Source organism: Paracoccus sanguinis (genome assembly GCF_900106665.1).
Taxonomy (GTDB): Bacteria; Pseudomonadota; Alphaproteobacteria; order Rhodobacterales; family Rhodobacteraceae; genus Paracoccus; species Paracoccus panacisoli.
Genome location: NZ_FNNA01000005.1, coordinates 15,422 through 39,365 on the forward strand (window position 1 = coordinate 15,422; position 23,944 = coordinate 39,365).

The window sequence follows — 23,944 nt, forward strand, 5'->3', positions numbered from 1 at the left end:
AGTTGCCCCGGACTCCGGGGCGGGGCCCCGGGGGCGCCGTCGCTCACCGCGTGGTCTCGGTCAGGCGGCGGCGGACGTAGGTCTGCACCGTCTCGATCATCGGCGCCATGTGCGCCTCGTCGTCGCGGAAGAAGTGGTCCGCGCCCTCGATCTCGGTGTGGGTGACGGTGATCCCCTTCTGCTCGCGCAGCTTGGCGACCAGCGCGTGGGTGTCCTTCGGCGGCGCCACCCGGTCGGCGGTGCCGTTGATGATGATCCCCGAGGACGGGCAGGGCGCGAGGAAGCTGAAGTCGTACATGTTCGCCGGCGGCGCGACCGAGACGAAGCCGGTGATCTCGGGCCGCCGCATCAGAAGCTGCATCCCGATCCACGCGCCGAAGCTGAAGCCCGCGACCCAGCAGTGCTTCGAGTTCGGGTTCAGCGCCTGCAGGTAGTCGAGCGCCGAGGCCGCGTCCGAGAGCTCGCCCACGCCCTGGTCGAACTCTCCCTGGCTGCGGCCCACGCCGCGGAAGTTGAAGCGCAGGACGGTGAAGCCCATGCGGTGGAAGGCATAGTGCAGGTTGTAGACGACGCGGTTGTTCATCGTCCCGCCGTACTGGGGGTGCGGGTGCAGGACGATGGCGATGGGGGCGTCGGGTTTGGCCTGCCGGTGGTAGCGGCCCTCGAGACGGCCTTCGGGTCCGGGAAAGATCAGTTCGGGCATGGTTCCTCAACTGGGATGGCCGCGGCAGATCGACGCTGGCTCGGGTGGCTCAAGGGCGGCTTTCTTGACGCTTGAGCCCGCGGACCTTAGACGGGACTTGGATGGCGCGGGCCGGTTTCGCAAGACCGGGTCGGCGCGGGCTTAGCGCAGGCCCCGCGCGCGCGTCAATCGCCGCGCACCCCGACCGCAGCCGCATCGGGCCCCACGACCGCGCCCCGTGGGCGATCCGGGTCAGAGGGCCGGTCACGCGGGTGCGCACGGAACGAACGAGCAGAGGCACCGGATGAAGCTGTCCACCAAGGGGCGTTACGCGATGGTCGCGCTGGTCGACCTGGCCAACAGCCCCGGCAACCTGACCACGCTGGCCGAGATCTCGCGCCGGCAGGACATCTCGCTGCCGTATCTCGAACAGCTGTTCGTGCGCCTGCGCCGCGCCGGGCTGGTGGACAGCGTGCGCGGCCCGGGCGGCGGCTACCGCCTCGCCCGCGCGGCCGAGGAGATCAGCGTGGCCGAGGTGCTGGGCGCGGTGGACGAGACGGTCAGCGCGCTGCACGTCGGCGCGGGTGCCTCGGGCGGGCAGAGCGGGACCGAGGTGCAATCGCGCACCAACCGGCTGTGGGAAGGGCTGTCGGCCCATGTCTACGTCTTCCTGCATAACACGAGCCTGGCCGCGGTGGCCCGCGACTCGCTGGCGCCCTGTCCAGCGGTCCCGGCGATCCTGTCGGTGGTGGACGACTGACGGGCGCCGCGGGGGCCAACGACGCGCCCACGCGTCACGTCCTCCGATCACCGAGATTTTCCTTTGAACGCCCCGCTTGCCTTGGGTAAGCGGGAAAAAAACATCGGGGCAGTCACCATGAACAGGATCACCCTTGCCGCCGCGGCTGCGCTGATGGCGCTGGCCGGGTGCAGCTTTGGCCCGCGGGCGCCGCAGCTTGGCCCGGACGGGCAGCCGCTGCCGGTCGCCTATCGCATCTCGGCCCGCGACAATGCCGAGATCCCCACGCGCATCCTCACGCAGGTCAACCTGCTCAGGGCGCAGTCGGGGATGCCGGCGCTGACGCTGAGCCCGCAGCTCTCCGCCGCGGCCATGGCCCACTCGCGCGACATGTCGGCGCAGAACCGGGCCTGGCACTTCGGCTCGGACGGGTCCTCGCCGCTCGACCGGGCGCAGCGGCAGGGCTACGCCGGGCATCTGCTGGGCGAGAACATCTCGGAGACCTACGAGAACGAGATCGCCGCGCTCTCGGGCTGGATGCAGACCCGCGACACCCGCGACGTGCTGATGGACCCGACCGCGAAGGAGCTCGGGATGGGGTGGTTCCAGGAGCCGGGGAACAAGATCTGGTGGACGGCGCTGGTCGGCGGGTGAGGCGGGGGCTCGGGGCGGGCGGCGCGAGTGCGTCGGTGGGCCGGGGCTTCGGCTGGACTTGAGGCGGTGGTAGGGGCAGGTGGGCTGGCGGCCGCGTGATCGCGGCACCCGCCCCGACCTGTAGCGTTGTCGCTTTTGCGGTGCTGCCGCGTGGGCCCGCGCTGCCGCTTCGTGCGCTTTGGCTAAAGCTTGGATTGTGCCGCTCAATCCTCCGGCTGGACTCATCCCGTCGCGCGACGATGAACACCTTGCAGCGGACCGCGCTGCTGCCGCGGTCGGAGCTGTGACAGGAGCGACCGTGGTGAGGTGGCGGGGCGCATGGGTTGCGGGTCGGGGCGGGTTGGGCTCCATACGGCGACAGCCTCCCACGCTCCCCGCCGTCCTGCTCCCCTATAGGTGACGCTTCCCGGCGCTCCGGCGCAGGTCGCAAGCCGCGGTCAGGATAGACGACCGAGACGACAATTTCTCTGTCAGACAAGGTGATGCGACCAACGGTCCATCCCCGCGGCTTTTGTGCGCCAAGCCATCGGCCCCGGGCCCCTGTGCCGTTGCGGGTGACCGCCGCCGCCCTGAGGGCTCGGTTACCGTCGCTGGCGGGTGAACCAACAAGAGAAGGGGCTTTGATCGTCTCTTCATTCACGGCGATGCAGCCAAGTGCCACTCCTGCGCCGTTTGCGTCGGGCCTCAGGTACCGCGGTCCCGAGCCTGCCTTGGGATGATCGACCCTGCCCTCAAGGGGGCACACGACCGGCGTGCCGGAGCAAACTATCGAGACGGCAGCTTCGAGCCGTCTGTCGGTCGCGGAGATTCAACCGACCAGCCTACCGCCGCGCCTCTGCCGCTGCGCCATAGGCGCTGCGATGCCGCGTCCGCTGCCGGTGACCACCCCGCCCTCAGAAGGAGATCACCGCTGGCGTGTGGAGTGGGAGAGCAAGGCGCCCTTTGCGGCGCTCGTCGGTCACGGTTTTGCAAGCCGACGACCCACTTCCGCACCGCGCCACAAGGGCACCCAGCCCCCACAGCGCCCCCTCAGGGGTAGATCACCACCGGCGTGCCGGGGCGGACCATCGAGAAGATGTCCTCGATCTCCTTGTCGGACACGGCGATGCAGCCGGCGGTCCAGTCCCGCGCCTTCTGCGCCGCGCCATAGGCGCCGCGGCCGTGGATCATGATGTCGCCGCCGGGCTGCTGGCCCAACATCATCGCCCGCGCCTTGTCCTCGGGGTCAGGGTACGAGATCCCCAGCGACAGATGGTACTGGCTGTTGGGGTTCTGGCGGTTGATGTAATAGATGCCCTCGGGCGTGCGGCCGTCGCCCTCGAACTGCTTGTGGCCGATCGGCTGGAAGCCCAGCCCGATGTCATAGGCCTTGAGCACCTTGCGGCCCGACAGCAGGAACATCTGCCGGTCGCCCTTCTCCACCACGATCTGGGTGACGGGCGGGCCGTTGTAGGTCTTGAACTTGCTGGTCGGCTTGGCGGCGCAGGCGGTCAGGACGACAAGCGCCACCAGCGCAAGAATATTGCGGATCAACGGAATCATCTCTGCCCCAAGAATCGTTTTTTGTGGTGGTCTTTTACCGGCCATACCATCATCGGCGGTTTCCCGCCAAACCGAAAATGCCTCGAATGTCAGGTTTTGCCTAAGCCTGTCGCCGGAAGGCCGCGGCGATCTCGACGTGCGGGGACCAGCGGAACTGGTCGATCACCCTCAGCGAGGTGAGCGCGTACCCCCCCTCGGTCATGATCCGGGCATCGCGGGCGAAGGTCACCGGGTCGCAGGCGACCCACGCCACCACGGGCACATCGGACGCGGCGAGCGCCCGCGCCTGCGCCTCGGCACCGGCGCGCGGCGGGTCGATCACCACCGCGTCGAACCGCGCCAGCTCGTCGGGCAAGAGCGGCCGGCGGGCGAGGTCGCGGGTCTCGGTCGTGACCTTGCGCAGCGCCCCCGCCGCCGCCCGCCAGCCCGCGTCGAGCGCGGTGAGTGGCGCGGCGAGGCCCTCGACCGCGTGAACCTCGGCGTGCTCGGCCAGCGGCAGGGTGAAGGTGCCGATGCCCGCGTAGAGATCGGCCATGCGAGCAGCGTCGCCCACCGTGGCGCGGATGGCGGCGAGCAGCGCGGCCTCGCCCTCGGCGGTCGCCTGCAGGAAGGCGCCGGGGGGCGGGACCACGCGGGCCCGGCCCAGCGGCAGCGCCGGGGGGCGGCGGGTCAGGGTTTCGGTTGCGCCGGCGGCGTCGGTCCAGTCGAGCCGCGCCCAGTCGGCCTCCCGCGCCTGCGCCGAGAGCGCGGCCAGCAGCTCGGGCGTCAGCGGCTTGCCGCCGCGCGCCGCGATGTCGAGCCCGGCCGGCGTCTCGGTCACGGCCAGCGTCACCTCGCCCGCCCGGCTGCCGCCCAGAGCGACCAGCCGGCGCAGGTCCGGCACCGCGGCGAGGATTGCGGGGCGGACGACGAGGCATTCGGCCAGGTCCACCACCACGTCCGAGGCGCGGGCGTGGAAGCCGACCAGCGCGCCCTTCTTCGTCCGCCGCCCGGAAAGCACCGCACGGCGGCGCGAGCGGGGCGGCGAGGTGGCGATGCCCTCGACCCGCGCCGTGATGCCTTGCGCGGCGAGCGCGCTCTCGACCACCCCGACCTTCCAGCCGGCCACGAACGCGTCGCTGCCGTGCATCAGCGGGCAGCCGCCGCAGGCGCGGTAGTGCGGGCACGGGGCGCGGACCCGGTCGGGCGAGGGGGTGAGGATGCGCGGGGCGGGGATGCGGCCGTCCTCGGCGGTGCCCTCGATCTGTTCCCCCGGCAGCACGAGCGGTGCCAGCGCGCGGGCCTCGCCCGCCACCGCCACCGCCACCCCGTCGCCGCGCCGGCCCAGCCGCTCGACCGTCCAGACGGTCATTGCGCGGCCTCGACCGCCGCCTCGTCGGTGCCGAGGAAGCCGCCCGACTGCCGGTTCCAGTAGCGGGCGTAAAGCCCGCCGCGGGCGAGCAGCGATTCGTGGCTGCCCTCCTCGACGATGCGGCCGGCGTCCAGCACCACGATCCGGTCCATCTCGGCGATGGTCGAGAGCCGGTGGGCGATCGCCAGCACCGTCTTGCCGGCCATCACGCGCGCAAGCTCGTCCTGCACCTGCGCCTCGACCTCGCTGTCGAGCGCACTCGTCGCCTCGTCCAGCACCAGGATCGGCGCGTCCTTGAGGAAGGCGCGGGCCAGCGCGATCCGCTGCCGCTGCCCGCCCGAGAGCTTCACCCCGCGTTCGCCCAGATGCGCGTCATAGCCGGTGCGCCCGGCGAAATCGGTCAGCCCGAGGATGAACTCATGCGCCTCGGCGGCGCGGGCGGCGGCGATCATCTCGGCCTCGGTCGCGTCGGGGCGACCGTAGAGAATGTTGTCGCGGGCCGAGCGGTTGAACATCGCGGTTTCCTGCGTGACCATGCCGATGTTTCGGCGCAGGCTTTCCTGGGTCACGTCGCGGACGTCGTGGCCGTCGACGCGCACCGCGCCCTCGTCCACGTCGTGCAGCCGCAACAGCAGCGCGACCAGCGTCGATTTCCCCGCCCCCGAGGCGCCGACGATGCCGATCCGCTCACCCGGCGCGATGCGCAGGTCGAGCGGCCCGACCGAGCCCGCGCCCTTGCCATAGGCGAAGCGCACCCCCTCGAACGCGACCGCGCCCTCGAGCCGCCCGAGCGGCAGCGCGCCGGGCTTGTCGGTCAGCGAGTGCGGCGGGGACAGCGTCTCCATCCCGTCCTCGACCTCGCCGATGCTGCCCCAGATCCCCATCAGCGCCATGCTGACCCAGCCGGTCATCTGCGCCAGCCGCATGGCGATGGCGCCCGAGGCGGCGACGTCGCCCGGCGTGGCCGCGCCGCGCGACCACATCCAGACCGCGCCGCCGACCAGCACCACCGGCAAGAGCCCCGCCACCACGGTCAGCGAGGTGCGGAACCAGGTGTTCAGCCGGCCGAAGACGATGGCGCGGTCGCGGAACGTCTCCATCGCGCCCAAGGCCGCCTGATCCTCGTGCCCGGCCTGGGCGAAGAGCTTGACCGTCTTGATGTTGGTGATGGTGTCGACGACCTGCCCGGTGATCATGGCGCGGGCCGAGGCGCGGCCGGCGGACTGCGCCCGGATGCGGGGCAGGAAATAGCGGATGAGGCCAAGGTAGAGCGCCAGCCACACGAGCAGCGCCACCGCCCCCCAGCCGTCCACCGAGGCGAGGTAGATCGCCGAGCCCAGTACCGCCGACAGCGCAAAGGCCGCGGTGTTGACCATTTCCGAGGCGACGTCGGTCACGGCGCGGGCGGTCTGCATCTGCTTCTGCGCGATGCGGCCGGCGAAGTCGTTGTCGAAGAAGGTGACGGACTGGCCCATCGTCCAGCGGTGCAGCCGCGATAGCACCAGCGGCAGGACGTTCGGCCCGATGATGACGTTCGAGGTGGCGCTGGAGAACCCGAGGATCGCCGGGCGGAGGATGAGGAAGAACCCCACGAAGGCTGCGATCAGCCCGCCGTGATCGGCCAGCGTGCGGGTGCCGGACTGGGCCACCGCATCGACCACCATCCCGAGCAGCGTGGCCGAGGCGACCTCGGCCGCGCCCGACAGCGCCGAGGCGAAGGCCGCGAGCGTGAGCCCCGGCCAGGCACCCGACAGCGCCCAGCGGAAGAACGCCCCGAGCGTCCGCGGCGGCGGGCCGTCGGCGGGGCGGAAGGCGTCGATCATGCGCTCGAACAGACGGTGCATCAGGGCGCCTCACCGGCAAGAAGGGCGATGTCGATGAGCGCGGGCGCGGGCAGGGCGAAGCCTGATTCGATCCACGCCGCCTCGGCCGCCTTGAGCCCGCGGCCCAGCGCAGCGCCGGTCAGCCGTCCGGCGAGGTCCGCCGCCGTCACCGGCAGGCGCTGCCCCTCGGCCGCGGCGATCCGGTCTCGCCACCCTGCGGGCAGGGCGCCGTCCGCCGCGCGCAGCAGCGCGAGTTCCCCCGCCCGCGCTTGGCCAAAGCGCCAGGCGGCCTCGCCCAGGCTGCCGGCGAAGCGCAGCTCCTCCTGCGCGCGGGACTCAAGGCGCGAGAGGCGCAGCCGCTCGGCGGCCTCCGCCCCGCCCAGCGCGGCGAGCCGCACGGGCCAGCGGGGGGAGGGCGGTGGAAAGTCCGGCTCGGCCGCCACCAGCCGCGCCAGCCGGGCGGGGTCGGCGCCGGGCAGGATCACCGCGAGCACCCCGGTTTCGTCCATCAGCCGCACCGCCTCGCGCGGGTCGGGCGCGTCGAGCAGCTTGCGCAGCTCGGCCCCGATCCGCTCGCGCGAGATCCGCGCCAGCCCCGCCGCGCCGCGGGCGCAGGCGTCCAGCGCCGTAGGGTCGGCGCCGCCCGGGCGGCCATAGCGGGCGTGAAAACGGAAGAAGCGCAGGATGCGCAGGTAATCCTCGGCGATGCGCCGGTCGGCGTCGCCGACGAAGCGCAGCCGGCGGGCGGCGAGGTCGGGCAGGCCGCCGACCGGGTCGATCACCGCCCCGTCGGCGCCCGCGTAAAGCGCGTTGATGGTGAAGTCGCGCCGCGCCGCGTCCTCCTCGAGCCGGTCGGAAAAGGCGACCACGGCCCGGCGGCCGTCGGTCTCGACATCGCGGCGGAAGGTCGTGACCTCGAAGCCGCGGCCATCCGCGACCAGCGTTACGGTCCCGTGGGCGATGCCGGTCGGCACGGCCTTGAGCCCGGCCGCCTCGGCCAGCGCGATCACCCGCTCGGGGCGCGCGTCGGTGGCGAGGTCGATGTCCTCGACCGGCTCGCTCAGCAGGGCGTTGCGCACCGCGCCGCCCACGACCAGCGCCCGCACCGGCGCCAGCGCGCCCAGCACGGCGCGCAGGCCGGGGTCGTCCATGAGCGCGGGCGGCAGGTTCATCCCGCCACCCGGCGCGCCAGCGATAGCAGCACCCGCGCCGTCGCCCCCCAGATGTAGTAGGGACCGAAGGGCGCGACGTGATAGGACCGCCAGCCGCCGCGCCACATCCGCCGCTCGATCCGGTAGCGGGCCGGGTCGGCGATATGGTCGAAGGGGACGGTGAAGACCTCGTCCACCTCGCCCGCCTCGGGGACCGGGATGAAGGGGCCGCGGATCATTGCCAGCACCGGGGTCATGGCGAAGCCGGTGACGGTGCGGTGCGGCGGCAGCAGCCCCAGCACCTCGACCGCGGCGGGGTCGAGCCCCACCTCCTCCTGCGCCTCGCGCAGGGCGGCGGCGGTGGCATCGGCGTCGCCGGGATCGACCTTGCCGCCCGGCAGCGCGATCTGCCCCGGGTGGTGGCGCAGGCCGCTCGCCCGCTTGGTCAGCACCAGCCGCCCGTCGGGATGGAACGCCGCGAGTACCCCGGCGGGCCGCGCCCCGAGCCCCTCGGGGACGGGCCCGTTGAGGTCGAAATCCGAACTCGGCGCGGCCGGCATCGCCAGCGCGCCGAGCAGCCTGTCGCGGATGTCCCCGCCCGACGTCATTCCCGGGCGGCGTCCAGCGCGTTGCCCTCGGCATCCACGGTCGCCTCAAACCCCAGGCTCGCGGGGTCGAAGTCGTAATGCGCGCCGCAGAACTGGCAGTCGGCGGTGACCCGGCCCTCGGGCGTGGTCATGTGGCCGATGTCCTTGGCCGAATAGATCGACAGCGTCCCGCGCACCCGGTCAGCCGAGCACGAGCAGCCGAACTCGACCCGCTGGGGATCGAACACCCGCGGGGTTTCCTCGTGGAACAGCCGCAGCAGCAGGTCGGTGGGCGCCACGCTCGGCCCGATCAGCTCGAGCGGCTCGACCGTCGAGAGCAGGTGGTTGGCGCGGGTCCAGTCCTCGGACTCGGCGCCCTGCAGGATGTCGGCGGCCTCGATCAGCCCACCCTCGCCCGAGCCGCCCTCGCCCGAACCACCCTCGCCGGCCCCCATCGGCTGCGCGGGCAGGGTCTGCAGCATCACCCCCCCGGCCCGCCAGCGCGGGTCCTCGTCGCCCGGCATCAGGCTTTCGCCGTAGCTGAGCGCAAAGCTGGTCGGCAGCTGCTCGGACTGGGCGAAGTACGTCCCCGCGCAGGCCGAGAGGGAGCCGCCGGCCAGCGGCGTGATCCCCTGATAGGGCAGGTTCCCCGCCCCCTGGTCGATGAGCAGCGCGAAGTAGCCCTCGCCGATCTGGTCGAAGGCCGGGCGCTCATCGAGCCGGTCGGCGTCGAAGCTGGCCCAGCCGCGGATGCGGGCCGGGCCGCCGTCCTCGGCGGGGGCATAGTAATCCGCCGCGAGCGTACGGATCGCGCCGTTGCCGCGGACCTGAATCGACAGCTTCCAGCGCAGCTTGACGGTCGGCCCGATCAGCGCGGCGAGCAGCGCCACCTCGGCCACCATGGCGGCGACCGGGGCGGGATAGTCGTGGCGGGTCAGGATATGGTCCAGCACCCCGTCGAGGCGCGCGACGCGGCCGCGCACCCCGGAACGGTCAAGCTGGAACGGCAGGACGGTGTCGTCCCAGGCGATCTGGTTGATCTTGGTCATCTCGGCCTTTCGGAAATCCATCGCGGCCGCTCGTGGGGCGCGGCGCGGTTCGCCCCAATATATAGGCGGCGATCCGGTGAACCCAAGCCGCCCCGCCAGCCCCCCTGACAGCCCGCCCGCCAGCCGCCTCGGGCTGGACCCAAATATCCCCGCCGGAGGCAACCCGCCCGCGACGTCAGAGCCAGCCGGCGAGGTTCTCCTCGACGATCCCGGCCAGCACCTGGATGTGGGCGTCGTCGTCGTTGAGGCAGGGGATATAGGTGAAGTCCTTGCCGCCGGCGTGCTCATAGGCCTCGCGGATCTCGCCGTTGATCTCCTCCAGCGTCTCGATGCAGTCGGCGCTGAACGCGGGCGAGATCACCGCGATGTCGGCGATCCCCCGGCGGGCGAGGTCGGCCACGTGCTCGACCGTATAGGGCTTGAGCCATTCCTCGCGCCCGAAGACCGACTGGAAGGTGGTGTCGATGGCATCCTCGGGCCAGCCCAGCCGCTCGCGCAGAAGCCGCGTCGTCTTCTGGCACTGGCAGTGGTAGGGGTCGCCTTCCAGCAGATAGCGGCGCGGCATCCCGTGATACGAGGCGACCAGCTTCTGCGGCCGCCGCCCGCCCAGCGTGCGTTCCACCGATTGGGCCAGCGCGTCGATATAGTCGGGGCGGTCGAAATAGGCCGGGCAGGTCCGCACCGCCGGCTGCCATTTCTGCGCCATCAGCGCCCGGAACAGCTGGTCGTTCGCGGTCGCCGTCGTGGCGCCGGCGTACTGCGGGTACATCGGCAGGAACACGATCCGCTCGCACCCCGCCTTGACCATCCGGTCGAGCACCGCGGGGGTCGAGGGGTTGCCGTAGCGCATGCAGAAGTCGACCATCACCGCGTCGCCCCAGCGCCGCTGCGCCTCGGCCCGCAGCTTGGCGACCTTGGCCTTGGTGATGGTCATCAGCGGGCTTTCGTCCGCCTCGTGGTTCCAGATCGAGCGGTAGTTGGCGCCCGAGGTGAACGGCCGCTTGGTCAGGATGATCCCCTGCAGCAGCGGCTGCCACTTCCAGCGCGGATAGTCGATCACCCGCTTGTCGCTTAGGAATTCGTTCAGGTAGCGGCGCATCGACCAGTAGTCGTGGCCGTCGGGGGTGCCGAGATTGGCGACCAGCACGCCGATGCGCGGCTGCGGCAGGCTCGGGTGGTCGGCGGGGGCGTGCGGCAGGGCGCGGGGTGCTGGGGCGCGGGGTGCTGGCGAGTTCGGGGCTGGGGAGGTCATGGCTTTCTCTGGCTCAGCGCATCGGCAAGGCTCATCTGGGCCGAGCCGGGGCGCAGGGGCTTGGGTTGGCTGTCCGCCGGCGCCCAGCCGGTCAGGAACACCAGGTCGAAACCGACGCGGATGCGCCCCGGTTCCTCGGGGTCGGGGGCAAGCCGCGCCAGCGCCTCGGCGGCCCGGACGAGGACCGCGCGCCGGGTCGGGCGGCGCAGGCGATGCGCGAGCGCGTTGCCCTCGCCCATCGCGCGCAGGTCGCGGGCGAGCGCCGGAAACCCGCGATAGCTGACCATCTGGGTGATCTGGTCGGCCACCGGCAGCGCCAGCCCGGCGCGGGCCAGCAGCCCGCCGAGGTCGCGGATCTCGCCCATCGGCGCCACCCGGGGCGAGAGCCCGCCGGTCTCGGCGATCTCGGCCTCGGCCAGCGCCTCGCGCAGCGGCGCGAGCGTCCGCCCGCCGGGCAGCACGGCAAGAAACAGCCCGTCCGGCCTGAGCGCCCGGGCGCATTGCACGATCTGCCCCACCGGGTCGTCGGCCCAGTGCAGCGCCAGCGCGTGGATCACGAGGTCATGCGCCCCGGGCTCGAGCGCCAGCACCGGGTCGTCGGCGACGATCCGCGCCCCCGGCATCGCCGCGGCCCAGAAGCCCGGCGCCCCGGTCACGACGGCGGGCGCCGTAAACGCTCTGTTAACCTCGGAGAGCCTATCCTCGATCTCGCCCTGCACCAGCGTGTCGAGCCAGTGTTCGCGTCCCAGACGCTCGGCCCGCGCCCGCTGGCGCAGCAGCGCGGTGCGGTCGGTCAGCCGGGGCGGGGCCGCGCCGGCGTCGGTAACGGGCACGGTTCCCGGCGCGGTGCCGGAAGGGGAAGAGGACGACACGGGCATGGGGATCGCTTCTACGGGGCTTCGCGCGGCAATGAAAGCCGCGCTCGGGGTGGTGGTGCCGCCCCGCTGCCCGGGCTGCGCGAGCGTCGCGGCCGAGGGCGGGCTCTGCCCGGACTGCTGGCGCGAGGCCGAGTTCATCGGCGCCTGCGCCTGCGCCACCTGCGGCGTGCCGCTGCCCGGCGACGGGACCGAGGCGGGGCTGCGCTGCGACGACTGCCTGACCCTGCCGCGGCCCTGGGAGCGGGCGCGGGCGGCGCTGGTCTATGCCGGAACCGGGCGGCGGCTGGCGCTGGCCTTGAAGCACGCCGACCGGGTCGATCTCGCGCCCGCGCTCGGCGGCTGGCTGGCCCAGGCGGCGACGCCGCTGGTCGCGCCGGGGATGCTGGTGGTGCCGGTGCCGATCCACCCGCGGCGGATGCTCGCGCGGCGCTACAACCAGGCGGCGCTGCTCGCCGCGCGGGTGGCGGCGGCGCATCGGCTGCCGCTCGGCCCCGGCGCGCTGGTCCGCACCCGCCACACCCCGATGCAGGACCACGGCGCGGTCAGCGACCGCTTCGCCAACGTCGCGGGCGCCTTTGCAGTGCCGCCGCGGCAGCGCGAACGGGTTGCCGGGCGGCCGGTGCTGCTGGTGGACGACGTGATGGCCTCGGGCGCGACGCTCGCCGCGGCGGCCGAGGCGCTGCTGGCGGCGCGCGCCGGCCCGGTGGCGGTGGCGGTGCTGGCCCGCGCGGTCAAGGCCGGACGGCCGGAGCATCGGCCCGAGTTGCCCGAGGGCGAGGATTGAGAGGGGGGTGGGACTGGCTGCCTCCCGACGGAAGGTGCGGAGCCACGGCGTCCGCGGGGTGGCCTCGACGGGCCCGGAGCCCATGACGGGTGCACCCGGCACGGCACACCCGCTGTGCGGCGCGTGTCCCGGCACGGCTGCGACACCGCGCCCCCGGCCTGCCCTGTGCCTACCCGTTGGGCAGTTCGCAGCGCGCCCTCGCCACCCGGCCCCGGCGCCGCCCGCAGGCCTCTAAAATTGCGTGAGATGGGGCACTCCGCCCTTTCATCTGCCCCGCGTCGCCCGCATCTTTGCGCCATGTTGCGGATCACCGACACCCTCACCCTCGCCGACTGGGAGCTGTCGGAGCAGTTCACCCGCGCGCAAGGGCCGGGCGGGCAGAACGTCAACAAGGTCTCGACCGCCGTCGAGCTGCGGTTCGAGGCGGCGCGCTCGCCGCACCTCAGCCCCGCGGTCAAGGCGCGGCTCAGGCGACTCGCCGGGCGGCGCTGGACGGCGGACGGAGCGGTGGTGATCCATGTCCAGGACACCCGCAGCCAGGCCCGCAACCGCGAGATCGCGCGCGAGCGGCTGGCCGCGCTCATCGCCCAGGCGCTGGTCGCACCGCGGCCGCGGATCGCCACGCGCCCGACGCTGGGCAGCGAGCGGCGGCGGCTGGCCGCCAAGACCCGACGCGGCGCGGTCAAGGCGCTGCGCGGCGCCGTCGGACCGGGGGACGAGACGTGAGCGCCCTGCGCCGCAGGCTCGGCCGGCTGTTCGGCGCGCGGCATCCGCGGATGCAGGTCGCGGCGCTCTGCCTCGACCCGGCGACGGGGCGGGTGCTGATGATCACCAGCCGCGGCACCGGGCGCTGGATCATCCCCAAGGGCTGGCCGATGTCCGGCCGCTCGATGGCCGAGGCCGCCCTGCAGGAGGCGTGGGAAGAAGCGGGCGTCCGCCCGCAGCCAGACGCCCCGATGCTCGAACTCGGGCGCTATCACTATGACAAGATGCAGGATTCGGGCTTCGGCATCCCGGTCGAGGTGCGGGTGTTCCTGATCCGCGTGGCCGCCCTCGCCGAAAGCTTCCCCGAGGCGGGCGGGCGCGAGCGGCGCTGGGTGGCCCCGGCCGAGGCCGCGACGATGGTGGCCGAGCCCGAGCTTGCCGCCCTGCTGCGCGGCCTCGCCGCCCGCGCGGCCTGAGCCCGGATCGCGCCCCCGATCATGGAACTCCGGTTTCTCGACAAGGACCTCGACCGGATCGCCAACGCCGAAAGCGCCGGGTTCTACTCCGGCCGGCCGGTGCGGCAGCTCGGCGTGGCGCTGGTCTTTGCGGCGCTGGCGACGATCGCGGGCGCCACGCTGACCGGCGCCGGCGGGTCGGCGATGCTGGCCGCGGGGGTGATGGTGGGGGCGTTCCTCGCGCTGTCGATCGGGGCCAATGACACGGCGAACGCGATGGGGCCTGCGGTCGGCGCGGGGGCGATCTCGATGCGCGCCGGGCTGGCGCTCGTCGCCGTGGCCGAGATCGCCGGCGCGCTGACCGCCGGCGCGCGGGTCAGCGCCACGCTGACCTCGGACATCCTGCCGGCGGCGGGGGCGGGCGGGGCGGACGCGGCGGCGGTGATGCTGGCCGCGATGATCGCGGCCGCCATCTGGATCACGCTGGCCACATGGGCCGGGGCGCCGGTCTCGACCACCCACGCGGTGGTGGGCGGGATCGCCGGGGCGGGGGCGGCGCAATTCGGGCTCGATGCGCCGCACTGGGGCGGAATCGCGCGGATCGCGGCGGGCTGGCTCGTCTCGCCGGTGATCGCCGGGGCGATCGGGGCGGCGCTGCTGGCGCTGCTGCGCGCCCGCATCCACCGGGCGCCGGACCGGATCTCGGCCGGGGTGCGCTGGCTGCCGGTGCTGGTCGGCGCGGTGGCCGCGGTGCTCGGCGGCTATGCGCTGACGCTGGGGCCGGTGCGCTGGTGGGCGGCGCTGCCGCTGTCGGCGCTGGCTGCGGTCGCGGGCTGGTGGCTCGCCCGCCGGCGGCTCAGGGCCGAGCGGCTGGCCGGCCGCCGCCCGCGCGAGGTGACCGAGCGGCTGTTCGGCCCGCCGCTGATCGCCGCCGCGGTGCTGATCGCCTTTGCCCACGGCGCCAACGACGTGGGCAACGTGGTCGGGCCGCTGTCGGTCATCGCCCGGCAGGGCGACGGCGGGGCAGAGGTGACGCCGACGTGGCTCGCCATGGGCGGGCTGGGCTTCGGCCTCGGGGCGATGCTCTTCGGGCGGCGGCTGGTGGCGATGGTCGGCAGCCGGATCACCCGGCTGAACCCGGCCCGCGCGCTCTGCGTCGCGCTCGCCACCGCGCTGGTGCTGCTGGGGGCGACGTGGCTGGGGCTGCCGGTGTCCTCGACCCACGTGGCGCTCGGCGGGGTGTTCGGGGTGGGGTTCTACCGCGAGTGGGACGAGCGCCGCATGGCCGCCGCCGCCGCGCCCGCCGCCCGTGCGCCCTTGCCGCCCGAGGAGGCGCACCGCCGCCGCCTCGTCCGCCGCTCGGCGGTGCTGCGGACACTCGCCGCCTGGGCGGTCACGGTGCCCAGCACCGCGCTGCTGGGCGCGGGCCTCACCTGGGCCATCGCCTAGCGGCGGGCCGCTAGTGCCGGGCGCCCGGGCGCGCGGCCGAGGTCAGAACGACCTGCCGCGCCTCTTCCTCTTGCGGGGTGTGCGAGATGTCGGGGCGGAAGCGCAGCGCCAGCCGGTAGGTGCCATCCTCGATGTCGATCTCGGCGTCGCTGTCGAGCTGCATGGCGAAGGCCTCGATGAGCTGGCTGCCGAGGCCCGTGCCGTCGTGGTCGGGCTGCACGGCGCCCAGCGAGTTCTCGATCTCGAGCACCGCCCAGCCTTCGGGGTCCATGCGCAGGCTGATGCGCACGAACGGCCGCGCCCCGTCCGAGGCGCCGGCGTATTTCAGCGCGTTGGTGAAGGCCTCGGTGGTCAGCAGGGTCAGCGGCACGGCCTGGTCGGGCTGCAGGACCAGCGGCTCGAGCTCGGTCTGCACGTCCATCGCCGCCCCGGTCATGATCGAGGCCGACGACATCTGGCCGATGATCTCGCCGATCAGCCGGTCGGCCGAGACCGAATCGAGGTGCTCGGCCTGGTAGAGGTTCTTGTAGATGGTGGCGAGCGACGCCACCCGGTCCTGCACCGAGCGCAGCACCCGCTTGGCGTCGGTGTCGTCGATCATCCGGCTCTGCATGTTGATGATCGAGGCGATGAGCTGGAGGTTGTTCTTGACCCGGTGGTGGACCTCTTTCAGCAGCACGGTCTTTTCCGCCACCGCCTCCTCCATCGCCGCCTCGTCGCGGATCAGGATGCGGGCCATGTTGTGGAAGGTCGCGCTCACGTCGCGGATCTCGGCCGGCGCGGCCTCGAGCACCGGCGGGGGTTTGCTGCGATCGCCGAGCGCAAAGCGGCGCATCTGCCCGCGCAATTCGCGGACGTGGCGCAGCACGAGGCGGTAGACGGCGAAATACGCCACCCCCAGCGACGCCGCCCACAGCGCCAGCGGGAACAGGATCGCGGCAAAGCGCGAGAGGTTCAGCCCGGCGATGCCGGTCTCGCGCGGGCTCCAGCTGCCCAGCGCATAGACGAGGTCGGGGACCACCGGCACGACGGCGAACACCCGCTGCTCGCCCGAGTTCGAGCGCGCCCGGAACGACGTGTCCGAATGGCTGACGAGCGAGGCAAGCGTTTCGCCCTGCGGCAGGATCGGGGTCGGGTCGCCGGTCGCGCCGAGATCGCCCGACAGCGCCTGCCCGGCCCGGTTGAAGGTGAGGATGCGCGCGCCCTCGGCCCAGTAGGACTGCGAATGAGTCGAGCGTAGCAGGTCCTGCGAGAGCGACAGCGCGACATAGCCCAGGAGCTCGGTGCCCCGGAACAGCGGCTGCGAGACGATGACCACGTCCTCACCCGAGGCCGTGCCGCGGGCCGCGGCCGAGATGAGAGTCCCCGGGTCGCGCATAAACGCCTGGTAATGCGGCGAGCCGGTCAGGTCGATGACCCGCCCGGTAGACGAGCAGACATTGCGGCCGGCCAGGTCGGTGAACCCGGCGTAGACATAGGTCGCGCTGCGCTGGACATACTGGTGCATCGCTTCCGAGCAGGCTGCGGGATCCTCGATCAGCGTCAGGATCGAGGCGCCGAGCGCGTCGGCGGTGCCGATGGTGCTTTGCAGCAGCGCCCGTTCACCCGCCGCGGCGGTCGCCGTGCGGCCCTGCAACGCCAGCTCGCTCGACCGTTCGGCCTCGCGCGACAGGTGCAGGGTCTGGATGATCGAGATCATCCCGATCGGCAGGATGGCGATGCTGAGCAGCGCCCCGAGGCGGAAGCCGAGCCTGCCCGCAATGCCGTCCCACCGCATGACGGCCTACCGCGAGACGGGCTGGTTCACCGCCATCACGGCCAGCGTCGAGGCGTCGGTCATGTCGAGTTCCTCGCCCTCGGCCATGTGCATCAGCTCGGCCAGCTTGCGGCGGCCGCGGTTGGCGCGCGACTTGACCGTGCCGACCGCGACCCCGGTCATCGCGGCCGCTTCCTCGTACGAGAAGCCCGAACCGCCGACAAGGATCAGCGCCTCGCGCTGCTCGTCCGGCAGTTGCTGGAACGCGGCCTTGAAGTCGTTCATGGCCAGCCGCCCGTCATGCTCGGGCCGCGTCGCCTGCCGCGCGGCGTGGATGCCGTCGCTGTCGTTGACCTCGCGCCGGGTCTTGCGGCGGGCGGAATAGAAGGTGTTGCGCAGGATAGTGAAGAGCCACGCCCGCAGGTTGGTGCCGGGCTGGAACTTGTCCATGTTGGTCCACGCCTTGACGATGGTGTCCTGTACCAGGTCGTCGGCCGACGCGCCCTCGCGGGTCAGCGACAGCGCAAAGGCCCGCAGCGCGGGCAGGTGATCCACCAGCTCGTCGCGCGGATTGCCGACGGCGGCGGGCCGGGGAGAGGCCGCAGATGTCATGGGACTCATTCCTGCTCGCGCAGGCGCTCGAGAAGCGAAAGGAACCTGTCAGGCACGTCCTGCAAGGCATCCTGTTCATAGACGCGCCGGAGATTCTCGTCGATCTGCTTCTCCAGGGCGGCGCGCTTCCGTTCTTCCCGCCTCGTGTTCATATATTTGTTTGTCCCGGAAATCTTGTGTGCACGTTGCCCAACCGTTACAGCAGCTCAAGGTTCCCCGACAGGGATCAAATTGAGGAAAGCCATGTCCGCAGCTGATCTTGCGCAATCCATCGGCCGCGAGCTGCCGTATCTGCGCCGCTATGCACGCGCCCTGACAGGCAGCCAGACCGCCGGCGACAACTACGCCGCCGCCACGCTCGAGGCGATCCTCAGCGACCGTTCCCTGATGGACGGCGAAGAGACCCGCATCGGGCTGTTCCGCACCTTCCACGCCATCTGGCAGAGCTCAGGCCAGCCGGTCGCCGCGGACGAACAGTCCTCGCGCGAGGCGGTGGTCCAGCAGCACCTTCGCGGCCTGACCGCCAACTCGCGCGAGGCGCTGCTGCTGCGCACGATCGAAGAGCTGCGCTACGACCAGATTGCGCGGATCATGCAGACCGATCAGGACGAGGCCGAAGAGCTGGTCCAGATCGCCCTGAACGAGATGGGCCGGGCAATCCGTGGCCGGGTGATGATCATCGAGGACGAGACGATCATCGCCATGGACCTCAAGGGCATCGTGCAGGCGATGGGGCACGAGGTGACCGGCATCGCCCGCACCCACACCGCCGCGATCGAGCTCGCCGGCGACCGCCGCCCGGACCTGATCCTCGCCGACATCCAGCTGGCCGACGGCTCGTCGGGCATCGACGCGGTGAACGAGCTGCTGGGCAGCATGGGCGACCTGCCGGTGATCTTCATCACCGCCTTCTCCGAGCGGCTTCTGACCGGCGACCGGCCGGAGCCTGCGTTCCTGATCTCGAAGCCCTATTCCGAGGAACAGGTGCGTTCGGCGGTGTCGCAGGCGATGTTCTTCGCCTCGACCGACGGGCTGGGCGTGGCCTGAGCCATCCCCCTCTGGAATGACCAACGGCGCCCCGCGGGGCGCCGTTTTCGTTTCCCGGCCGGGTGCGGGGCCCTCAGACCGGCACGTAGCGGTCGCGGTCGAGCATCGTCAGCTCGCCCTCGCGGATATCGTGCATCAGCCCGTGCAGCGTCAGCTGGCCGGATTCGACCGCCGCCACCACGAAGGGGAAGGTCAGCAGGTTCTCCAGCGAGACCTTGACCGCCACCCGCTCGAGCGCCGGCACCTGCTCTTCGAGCGGCAGGTCGCGCACCTGCTCGTAGCCCGGCCGCAGGATATCCATCCAGCGGCCGACGAAGCTCGTCGCCTCCTCAAGCTCGGGGGCGGCGCCCGAGCACATGGCGTGGCAGCCGGCGACGCCGCCGCACTGGCTGTGGCCCAGCACGATCAGATGCGCGACCTTGAGCGTGTTGACGGCATATTCCACCGCCGCCGAGGTGCCGTGCTGCAACCCGTCCGGCGCATAGGGCGGCACGAGGTTGGCGACGTTGCGGTGGATGAAGAACTCGCCCGTGTCGGCCCCGAAGATCGAAGTGACGTGGACCCGGGAATCGCAGCACGAGATCACCATCGCCCGCGGCCGCTGCCCCTCGTCGGCGAGGCGGCGGTACCAGGCGCGGTTTTCCGCGTACGAGGTCGCGCGCCAGCCGTGGTAGCGCTGGACCAGATAATGCGGCAAGGGACGGGCGTTGAGCATCGGAACTGCCTCTCTCGCGGGTGGCTGACGGCCGGACTGCCCGTCGAGATAGCCGCCGGACGCCTAAACTTCGAGAGGTTTCTCGCGGCCGCAGCAAGGATTTCTTAGCGGCTTGGCGCCATCCTGCCCGGACGTGTGGGGACACGTGGGAAAAGGGGTGACGTGATGGGGAACCTGACGGTTCTGGCCATGCAGGAGCCTGTGCAGGTCGATGTGCGACGGCTGGGCGAGATCGTGAACGAGCTGGGCGAAAGCGCGGCGCAGACGATCATCTGCGCGGCGATGGAGCAGCTTGCGGCGGCGCTGGCCGGCGCGCGCGAGGCGGCGATGGCGGGCGACATGGCGCGGCTGGCCGAACGGGCCGAGCTGCTGTCGCGGCTGGCCTGGCAGGTGGGCCTGCCGGGGCTGGCCGGGGTGGCGGTGGACGTGCTCGCCTGCGCCGAGCGCCGCGATGCGACCGGTTTGGCCGCGACGCTGGCGCGGATGATGCGGATCGGCAACCGCTCGCTGACCGAGATCTGGGACGGCACGCTGCCCTCGGGCTGACGCCGGCGCCGCGGCACCCGGTGGCGCTGCTGGCGGGGTATCTAGGCCAGAAAGAATGCCAGCGTGCGGGCGCGGTCGCGGCGCAGGCCCGAGAGGCCGCGCTCAGGCGATCCTGAGCCGCGCGTCCGCCTCGGCGCGGGCGGCAAACCACGCCGCCTCGGCCGCGAAGTCATGCGGCACGTCGGCCTTGCCGCGCGAGCCGCTGAGCGACAGCGAGGCGAAGAAGTCGAAGCCATAGAGCGTCAGCCCCGCCACCGGCGCCGCCAGCACCAGCGCCGCAGTCATGATCCCGGTCGAGGGCGGCGCGCCGAGCGTCTGCTCCAATTCGCGGACCGCGGGCAGCGGGTGCAGGTAGAAGCCGGGGCTGTGCGCCGTCTGCCAGTCCAGCCGCTTGCGCTTGGGCGACATCCACAGGATGCGCCGCGGCGCGAGGCGGGCGCGGTCCGCCGCGGGCAGGCGCATCGCCAGCGCCAGCCAGTCAGTGCGGCTGCCGTGGCTTTCCGGGTCGGGCATCGGCGCGCGGTTGATGCGGATCACCAGATCGGCCGTGTCGATCGCCGCGCCGTGCCGCGCCTCGGCCAGCGCCCGCGCGTTGCCGACCAGCGCCACCCGCTGCCCGGCCAGCGCCTGCGCCAGCGCCGCGGGGGCGACCGACAGGGTCTTGAGCAGGCCCTCGTTGCGAAGCGTCCGGGCGGCGTAGAAGCGAAGCGGGGTCATCGGGGCACCTTTCGCGCCATCATGACCCGCCCGCCGCGGCGGCGCCAGAGGCTCGGCCCGACGCGCGCCCCCTCGGGCTGGACCCAAATATCCCCGCCGGAGGCATCCGGCGGCCCGACCCGCGCCCCGCTTGGTCAGCGCGCCCCCGCCTCACCCAGCAGGCGCCGATAGACCCCGACGATGGCGCGTGCCTCGGCCTCGATCCCGTGGTGCGCGGCGACATGGGCGCGCGCCGCCTCGCCCGCCGCCACCCGCCCCGCTGGATCGCCGAGCCAGCGGTCGAGCGCCGCCGCCAGCGCCGCCCCGTCGCCGGCGTCGATCAGCGTGCCGGTCTCGCCGTCGCGGATCAGCGCCTCATAGGCCCCGACCCGCGCCGCCACCACCGGCACTCCGCAGGCCATCGCCTCGAGCGGGGTGAGGCCGAACCCCTCCCACCGCGCCGGGGCGACAAAGAGGTCGAGGGCCTGGTAATGGCGCACCACCGCCTCCCACGGCAGTTCGCCGAGGAAGCGGATGCGGTCCGACAGGCCCGCCGCGGCGATCCGGGCGATCAGCGCATCGGCGAAGCCGCGGTTGTCGGCGGTGATCCGGCCGGTGAAGACGAGCTGCGCGTCCGGGTGGCGCGGAAAGACCTCCAACGCGGCCTCGACCAGCAGATCGACGCCCTTCTGCGCCCGCACCCGGCCGAAGCAGCCGATCAGCACCGCGTCGGGGTCGAGCCCCAGCGCCCGGCGCAGCGCCGCGCGGTCGGGGGCGGGGTGGAACACCCCGGTATCGACCCCGTGCAGGATGACCGTCGCGGGCCGCTCGAGGTAACTCGCCGCCTGCGGCGAGGTGGCGATCAGCGCGTCCTGGCGGCGGATCAGCCAGCGGGTGAAACCGGTGTGGCGGCGCTGCGCCGCGCTGGTGAAGAGCAGCCGGTAGCGCCGCCCGAGCAGGTGGCGCACGATCAGGCCCAGCGCCATCTCGGTATTCCGCCGCGCGTGCCAGACCCGCCAGCGGTCGCGCGGCAGGGTGGCGGCGCGGGTCAGCGGAATGTGTGGCAGCTCGGGCGGCAGCCCCGGCCCGGTCGCCACGATGCCGATCATCCGTGCCTGCACCGGGATCAGCCGCACCACCGTGGCGGTCACCCCCGACAGGCGGCGCTTGAGGTTCGGGGCGACGACCTCGATCCGGTCGGGCGAGCGGGGGGTCTCAGGCATCGGCAGGCTCGGCAGGGGCGAGAAGGAAGATCGCGAAGCCGATCACCAGCGGCACGAGGAAGAACAGGAACAGCATCGCGTAGGCCTCGGGCGGGGCATAGCGCGCCTCGGCCGCCGCCGACAGCGGGCGCGAGGCGAACTGCATCATCCCGACCCCGCCGATCGAGGCCATGTTGAGCAGCGTCATCCCCCGCCCGACCAGCGCGGGCGACAGGAACCGCCGGGCATGGGCCATGAGCAGCGTGTAGTTGGTCCCCGTCAGCCCCACCGCGCCCAGAAGGACGATGGCCGGCGCCAGCCCCCAGTCGGGCGCGAGCCACAGGACCGACAGCGCCGCGACCGACAGCACATGGCCGATCAGCACGGCCCGCCGTACCCCGCCCACGGCAGCGACGAACGCCCCCGCGCCGAGGTTCCCCACCACCATGGCGATCCCCATGACCAACGTGGCCCGGCCCACGGTCACGTCGTCGGCCCCGAACACGTCGCGCAGATAGGGCGAGGCCCACAGCCCGCGCAGCGCCGCGGAACTGGCGTAGCTCACGAGGATCAGCGGCAGCATCAGCCGCAGCGTCGGCAGGGCGAACAGCGCCGATAGCCGCCCCCGCGGCGCGCCCCCATGGTGGACCGGGTCGCGCACCGTCAGCGCCAGCGCCGCCGCCACGGCGAGCGTCACCGCCGCCATGAGCCAGAGCGATTCCCGCCACCCGATCGCGTGGATGAGCGAGACGAGCGGCGCGGCGCCGAGGATGTTGCCCGCCGAGCCCAGCCCCACCATCGCCCCGGTCAGCGCCCCGAACCGCGCCGGCGGGTAGTCATGGGCGAAGATGTAATAGGCCGCCATCAGCGCCGGCGCGCAGCCGATCCCGATCAGCCCCATGGCGACGTGCAGGTGCCACGGCGCCTGCGCCAGCGCAAAGATCGCCGCCCCGCCGGCGCCGCCCACCGCCAGCACCACCGCGGCGGTCCGGCGCGGCCCGATCCGGTCCAGCGCCCAGCCCACCGGCAGTTGCATCAGCGCGAAGGTCAGGAACCACATCCCCGACGACAGCGCGAGATCGCCGGGCGTCGCCCCCAGCTCGGTCTGCAGCGTCTGGCTGAGGACGGCGAGGAAGGCGCGGTAGAACTGGCTCAGCGTATAGCCGAGCGTCAGCGCGATGATCCCGGCGTTGAGAAAGCTCGACATGGTGCCCTGCCTGATGGTCGCGCCGACGCTGGGCCAAGCGCCGCCCGGTTGCAACCCGAGGCGGCCCACCACGCTAGCAGACGCGTCACGCCCTCACAGTCGCCCCAGCGCCGCGGCAAGCCACAGCGCCGCCTGCGACACCGGCCCCTGCCGGCGGAACCCGCCGCGCGCCATCGCCACCAGCCGGTCGGCCATCTCGCCATGATGCAGCGCCGTGAAGGCGTCGAGCACCCGGCGGTTCTCGTCGGTCAGAAGGTGCCGCACCGGCGTCAGCGCGGCGAGCGTCTGCGCCCCCCATGCGCGGTGCCCGCCGCCGAGCATCCGCGTGAAGCTCTCGAGCCGCGCCCGCGGCCCGGCGTTGCCGCCGACCACGTTGCCCTCGTGCTGGCGGTAGAGCACCGTCTCGGCCGGATCGAGGATCACCGTGCCCCCCGCACCGGTCACGAGCTGGTAGAGCCACCAGTCATGCATCACCACCGGCGGGGTCAGCGGCTCGGCGGCGCGGACCAGCGCCAGCGCCGCCGGGTTCAGCACCGCGGTGTTGCCCTGCACGAGGTTCTGCACCAGCGCGTGGCGGAAGGACGGCGGATAGGGCGGCCGCGACGCGCCGATGGGCCGCAGCGCCGGATCGCAGAGCGTGACCCGGCTGCAATAGAGCGCCGGCCGCCCGGCCGGGACCGCCGCCAGCGCCGCCAGCGCCCGGGTGAGCTTGCCCGGCCGCCACACGTCGTCCTGATCGGCCAGCGCCGCCCAGCCGGCCCCTTCGGGCACGCCGGCCAGCAGGGCGCGGAAGTTGGCCGCCGCCCCCTGCCCGGGGCCGCGGGTCAGCGTGACCCGCCCCGGATGGGCATCGGCGAAGCCGCGCACCATCCCCGGCCCCGCATCGGTCGAGCCGTCGTCCGAGACGACCAGCCGCCACGGCACCTCCTGCGCGGCGATGCTGTCGAGCTGCGCGCCGAGGAACCGCTCGCCCTGATAGAGCGCGAGCAGCACCACCCCCGGCGGGGGCGATCGGGTCTCTGGCATCCCGGTTCCGGTCATTGCGCCCTCGGCTCTGGCAGA

25 protein-coding genes are annotated in these 23,944 nt (G+C 72.8%); 8 read left to right on the top strand and 17 right to left on the bottom strand.

Annotation, left to right across the window (positions count from 1 at the left end; translation table 11 throughout):
- Nucleotides 1-43: 43 nt before the first annotated feature.
- Nucleotides 44-703: an alpha/beta hydrolase gene (locus BLW17_RS13830; protein WP_036734474.1), complete on the bottom strand. Its 660-nt coding sequence runs from the start codon at nt 701-703 to the stop codon at nt 44-46.
- A 283-nt stretch (nt 704-986) separates the two neighbouring features.
- Between BLW17_RS13830 and iscR the strand changes: the two genes are divergently transcribed.
- Nucleotides 987-1,442 (top strand): Fe-S cluster assembly transcriptional regulator IscR, encoded by a 456-nt coding sequence (gene iscR / locus BLW17_RS13835; protein ID WP_036702025.1) that lies wholly within the window; start codon nt 987-989, stop codon nt 1,440-1,442.
- Between the two features lie 117 nt (nt 1,443-1,559).
- A complete protein-coding gene (gene dalA / locus BLW17_RS13840; RefSeq protein ID WP_036709518.1) occupies nt 1,560-2,075 on the top strand; it encodes a divisome-associated lipoprotein DalA in 516 nt (171 codons plus the stop codon).
- Between the two features lie 1,029 nt (nt 2,076-3,104).
- Here the strand turns inward: dalA and BLW17_RS13845 are convergent.
- From BLW17_RS13845 to BLW17_RS13880, 8 genes are all read right to left on the bottom strand, one after another.
- Nucleotides 3,105-3,617, bottom strand: a complete 513-nt coding sequence (locus BLW17_RS13845) for a L,D-transpeptidase family protein (protein WP_081969239.1) — start codon at nt 3,615-3,617, stop codon at nt 3,105-3,107.
- 100 nt (nt 3,618-3,717) lie between these two features.
- Nucleotides 3,718-4,968, bottom strand: a complete 1,251-nt coding sequence (locus BLW17_RS13850) for a class I SAM-dependent RNA methyltransferase (RefSeq protein WP_036736003.1) — start codon at nt 4,966-4,968, stop codon at nt 3,718-3,720.
- The gene (locus tag BLW17_RS13855; RefSeq protein ID WP_036736005.1) at nt 4,965-6,812 is read right to left on the bottom strand and encodes an ABC transporter ATP-binding protein; all 1,848 of its coding nucleotides are present in this window, start codon (nt 6,810-6,812) and stop codon (nt 4,965-4,967) included. Before BLW17_RS13855 ends, BLW17_RS13850 begins: the two co-directional genes overlap by 4 nt.
- Nucleotides 6,812-7,963 (bottom strand): CCA tRNA nucleotidyltransferase, encoded by a 1,152-nt coding sequence (locus tag BLW17_RS13860; RefSeq protein ID WP_036736008.1) that lies wholly within the window; start codon nt 7,961-7,963, stop codon nt 6,812-6,814. The genes BLW17_RS13855 and BLW17_RS13860 overlap by 1 nt, the downstream gene beginning before the upstream one ends.
- Nucleotides 7,960-8,550 carry an NUDIX hydrolase gene (locus tag BLW17_RS13865; RefSeq protein ID WP_036736012.1) on the bottom strand — a complete coding sequence of 197 codons (591 nt, stop codon included), beginning with the start codon at nt 8,548-8,550 and terminating at the stop codon, nt 7,960-7,962. The genes BLW17_RS13860 and BLW17_RS13865 overlap by 4 nt, the downstream gene beginning before the upstream one ends.
- Nucleotides 8,547-9,578, bottom strand: coding sequence for an Hsp33 family molecular chaperone HslO (gene hslO / locus BLW17_RS13870; RefSeq protein WP_036736016.1), 1,032 nt, complete (start codon nt 9,576-9,578; stop codon nt 8,547-8,549). The genes BLW17_RS13865 and hslO overlap by 4 nt, the downstream gene beginning before the upstream one ends.
- A gap of 175 nt (nt 9,579-9,753) precedes the next feature.
- On the bottom strand, nt 9,754-10,830 hold the full coding sequence (hemH, locus tag BLW17_RS13875) for a ferrochelatase (RefSeq protein WP_074826916.1): 1,077 nt from the start codon (nt 10,828-10,830) through the stop codon (nt 9,754-9,756).
- Nucleotides 10,827-11,663: a methyltransferase domain-containing protein gene (locus BLW17_RS13880; protein ID WP_036736827.1), complete on the bottom strand. Its 837-nt coding sequence runs from the start codon at nt 11,661-11,663 to the stop codon at nt 10,827-10,829. The genes hemH and BLW17_RS13880 overlap by 4 nt, the downstream gene beginning before the upstream one ends.
- Before the next feature lie 43 nt (nt 11,664-11,706).
- Here BLW17_RS13880 and BLW17_RS13885 point away from each other — a divergent pair, with 43 nt between their 5' ends.
- The 4 genes from BLW17_RS13885 to BLW17_RS13900 all read left to right on the top strand — a co-directional run bounded on the left by BLW17_RS13885 (nt 11,707) and on the right by BLW17_RS13900 (nt 15,101).
- Nucleotides 11,707-12,492 (top strand): double zinc ribbon domain-containing protein, encoded by a 786-nt coding sequence (locus BLW17_RS13885; RefSeq protein ID WP_231572856.1) that lies wholly within the window; start codon nt 11,707-11,709, stop codon nt 12,490-12,492.
- A gap of 297 nt (nt 12,493-12,789) precedes the next feature.
- The gene (gene arfB, locus BLW17_RS13890) at nt 12,790-13,218 is read left to right on the top strand and encodes an alternative ribosome rescue aminoacyl-tRNA hydrolase ArfB (protein WP_036736829.1); all 429 of its coding nucleotides are present in this window, start codon (nt 12,790-12,792) and stop codon (nt 13,216-13,218) included.
- The gene (locus BLW17_RS13895) at nt 13,215-13,673 is read left to right on the top strand and encodes an NUDIX hydrolase (protein ID WP_231572857.1); all 459 of its coding nucleotides are present in this window, start codon (nt 13,215-13,217) and stop codon (nt 13,671-13,673) included. The genes arfB and BLW17_RS13895 overlap by 4 nt, the downstream gene beginning before the upstream one ends.
- A gap of 21 nt (nt 13,674-13,694) precedes the next feature.
- A complete protein-coding gene (locus BLW17_RS13900) occupies nt 13,695-15,101 on the top strand; it encodes an inorganic phosphate transporter (RefSeq protein WP_074826918.1) in 1,407 nt (468 codons plus the stop codon).
- 10 nt (nt 15,102-15,111) lie between these two features.
- Here the strand turns inward: BLW17_RS13900 and BLW17_RS13905 are convergent, their stop codons facing one another.
- The 3 genes from BLW17_RS13905 to BLW17_RS17895 are packed head-to-tail and all read right to left on the bottom strand — an operon-like array spanning nt 15,112 to nt 17,621.
- Nucleotides 15,112-16,878, bottom strand: coding sequence for a sensor histidine kinase (locus BLW17_RS13905; RefSeq protein WP_052176298.1), 1,767 nt, complete (start codon nt 16,876-16,878; stop codon nt 15,112-15,114).
- A 6-nt stretch (nt 16,879-16,884) separates the two neighbouring features.
- Nucleotides 16,885-17,469 (bottom strand): RNA polymerase sigma factor, encoded by a 585-nt coding sequence (locus BLW17_RS13910; RefSeq protein WP_231555308.1) that lies wholly within the window; start codon nt 17,467-17,469, stop codon nt 16,885-16,887.
- A gap of 5 nt (nt 17,470-17,474) precedes the next feature.
- Complete coding sequence (locus tag BLW17_RS17895) at nt 17,475-17,621, bottom strand: NepR family anti-sigma factor (protein WP_036702173.1); 147 nt, start codon at nt 17,619-17,621, stop codon at nt 17,475-17,477.
- Nucleotides 17,622-17,712: 91 nt separating this feature from the next.
- On the opposite strand from BLW17_RS17895, the gene BLW17_RS13920 reads away from it, so the two are divergent.
- The gene (locus tag BLW17_RS13920) at nt 17,713-18,516 is read left to right on the top strand and encodes a response regulator (protein WP_036732297.1); all 804 of its coding nucleotides are present in this window, start codon (nt 17,713-17,715) and stop codon (nt 18,514-18,516) included.
- 73 nt (nt 18,517-18,589) lie between these two features.
- On the opposite strand, the gene BLW17_RS13925 is transcribed toward BLW17_RS13920, so the two are convergent.
- Nucleotides 18,590-19,231, bottom strand: coding sequence for a carbonic anhydrase (locus BLW17_RS13925; protein WP_036702177.1), 642 nt, complete (start codon nt 19,229-19,231; stop codon nt 18,590-18,592).
- A gap of 165 nt (nt 19,232-19,396) precedes the next feature.
- Between BLW17_RS13925 and BLW17_RS13930 the strand changes: the two genes are divergently transcribed.
- Nucleotides 19,397-19,777, top strand: coding sequence for a hypothetical protein (locus BLW17_RS13930; protein WP_036702179.1), 381 nt, complete (start codon nt 19,397-19,399; stop codon nt 19,775-19,777).
- A gap of 102 nt (nt 19,778-19,879) precedes the next feature.
- On the opposite strand, the gene BLW17_RS13935 is transcribed toward BLW17_RS13930, so the two are convergent.
- From BLW17_RS13935 to BLW17_RS13950, 4 genes are all read right to left on the bottom strand, one after another.
- Nucleotides 19,880-20,494: a glycosyltransferase family 29 protein gene (locus BLW17_RS13935; RefSeq protein ID WP_036732299.1), complete on the bottom strand. Its 615-nt coding sequence runs from the start codon at nt 20,492-20,494 to the stop codon at nt 19,880-19,882.
- A 134-nt stretch (nt 20,495-20,628) separates the two neighbouring features.
- Complete coding sequence (locus BLW17_RS13940; protein ID WP_036732301.1) at nt 20,629-21,696, bottom strand: glycosyltransferase family 4 protein; 1,068 nt, start codon at nt 21,694-21,696, stop codon at nt 20,629-20,631.
- Nucleotides 21,689-22,882, bottom strand: a complete 1,194-nt coding sequence (locus BLW17_RS13945; protein ID WP_036732303.1) for an MFS transporter — start codon at nt 22,880-22,882, stop codon at nt 21,689-21,691. Before BLW17_RS13945 ends, BLW17_RS13940 begins: the two co-directional genes overlap by 8 nt.
- A 93-nt stretch (nt 22,883-22,975) precedes the next feature.
- The gene (locus BLW17_RS13950) at nt 22,976-23,908 is read right to left on the bottom strand and encodes a glycosyltransferase (RefSeq protein WP_036732305.1); all 933 of its coding nucleotides are present in this window, start codon (nt 23,906-23,908) and stop codon (nt 22,976-22,978) included.
- Between the last annotated feature and the right edge of the window lie 36 nt (nt 23,909-23,944).

What these genes read in the sequence shown, in the direction of transcription:
- BLW17_RS13830 (WP_036734474.1), bottom strand. Translation starts at nt 703, where the DNA reads ATGCCCGAACTGATCTTTCCCGGACCCGAAGGCCGTCTCGAGGGCCGC.
- iscR (WP_036702025.1), top strand. Translation starts at nt 987, where the DNA reads ATGAAGCTGTCCACCAAGGGGCGTTACGCGATGGTCGCGCTGGTCGAC.
- dalA (WP_036709518.1), top strand. Translation starts at nt 1,560, where the DNA reads ATGAACAGGATCACCCTTGCCGCCGCGGCTGCGCTGATGGCGCTGGCC.
- BLW17_RS13845 (WP_081969239.1), bottom strand. Translation starts at nt 3,617, where the DNA reads ATGATTCCGTTGATCCGCAATATTCTTGCGCTGGTGGCGCTTGTCGTC.
- BLW17_RS13850 (WP_036736003.1), bottom strand. Translation starts at nt 4,968, where the DNA reads ATGACCGTCTGGACGGTCGAGCGGCTGGGCCGGCGCGGCGACGGGGTG.
- BLW17_RS13855 (WP_036736005.1), bottom strand. Translation starts at nt 6,812, where the DNA reads ATGCACCGTCTGTTCGAGCGCATGATCGACGCCTTCCGCCCCGCCGAC.
- BLW17_RS13860 (WP_036736008.1), bottom strand. Translation starts at nt 7,963, where the DNA reads ATGAACCTGCCGCCCGCGCTCATGGACGACCCCGGCCTGCGCGCCGTG.
- BLW17_RS13865 (WP_036736012.1), bottom strand. Translation starts at nt 8,550, where the DNA reads ATGACGTCGGGCGGGGACATCCGCGACAGGCTGCTCGGCGCGCTGGCG.
- hslO (WP_036736016.1), bottom strand. Translation starts at nt 9,578, where the DNA reads ATGACCAAGATCAACCAGATCGCCTGGGACGACACCGTCCTGCCGTTC.
- hemH (WP_074826916.1), bottom strand. Translation starts at nt 10,830, where the DNA reads ATGACCTCCCCAGCCCCGAACTCGCCAGCACCCCGCGCCCCAGCACCC.
- BLW17_RS13885 (WP_231572856.1), top strand. Translation starts at nt 11,707, where the DNA reads ATGGGGATCGCTTCTACGGGGCTTCGCGCGGCAATGAAAGCCGCGCTC.
- arfB (WP_036736829.1), top strand. Translation starts at nt 12,790, where the DNA reads ATGTTGCGGATCACCGACACCCTCACCCTCGCCGACTGGGAGCTGTCG.
- BLW17_RS13900 (WP_074826918.1), top strand. Translation starts at nt 13,695, where the DNA reads ATGGAACTCCGGTTTCTCGACAAGGACCTCGACCGGATCGCCAACGCC.
- BLW17_RS13905 (WP_052176298.1), bottom strand. Translation starts at nt 16,878, where the DNA reads ATGCGGTGGGACGGCATTGCGGGCAGGCTCGGCTTCCGCCTCGGGGCG.
- BLW17_RS13910 (WP_231555308.1), bottom strand. Translation starts at nt 17,469, where the DNA reads ATGACATCTGCGGCCTCTCCCCGGCCCGCCGCCGTCGGCAATCCGCGC.
- BLW17_RS17895 (WP_036702173.1), bottom strand. Translation starts at nt 17,621, where the DNA reads ATGAACACGAGGCGGGAAGAACGGAAGCGCGCCGCCCTGGAGAAGCAG.
- BLW17_RS13920 (WP_036732297.1), top strand. Translation starts at nt 17,713, where the DNA reads ATGTCCGCAGCTGATCTTGCGCAATCCATCGGCCGCGAGCTGCCGTAT.
- BLW17_RS13925 (WP_036702177.1), bottom strand. Translation starts at nt 19,231, where the DNA reads ATGCTCAACGCCCGTCCCTTGCCGCATTATCTGGTCCAGCGCTACCAC.
- BLW17_RS13930 (WP_036702179.1), top strand. Translation starts at nt 19,397, where the DNA reads ATGGGGAACCTGACGGTTCTGGCCATGCAGGAGCCTGTGCAGGTCGAT.
- BLW17_RS13935 (WP_036732299.1), bottom strand. Translation starts at nt 20,494, where the DNA reads ATGACCCCGCTTCGCTTCTACGCCGCCCGGACGCTTCGCAACGAGGGC.
- BLW17_RS13940 (WP_036732301.1), bottom strand. Translation starts at nt 21,696, where the DNA reads ATGCCTGAGACCCCCCGCTCGCCCGACCGGATCGAGGTCGTCGCCCCG.
- BLW17_RS13945 (WP_036732303.1), bottom strand. Translation starts at nt 22,882, where the DNA reads ATGTCGAGCTTTCTCAACGCCGGGATCATCGCGCTGACGCTCGGCTAT.
- BLW17_RS13950 (WP_036732305.1), bottom strand. Translation starts at nt 23,908, where the DNA reads ATGCCAGAGACCCGATCGCCCCCGCCGGGGGTGGTGCTGCTCGCGCTC.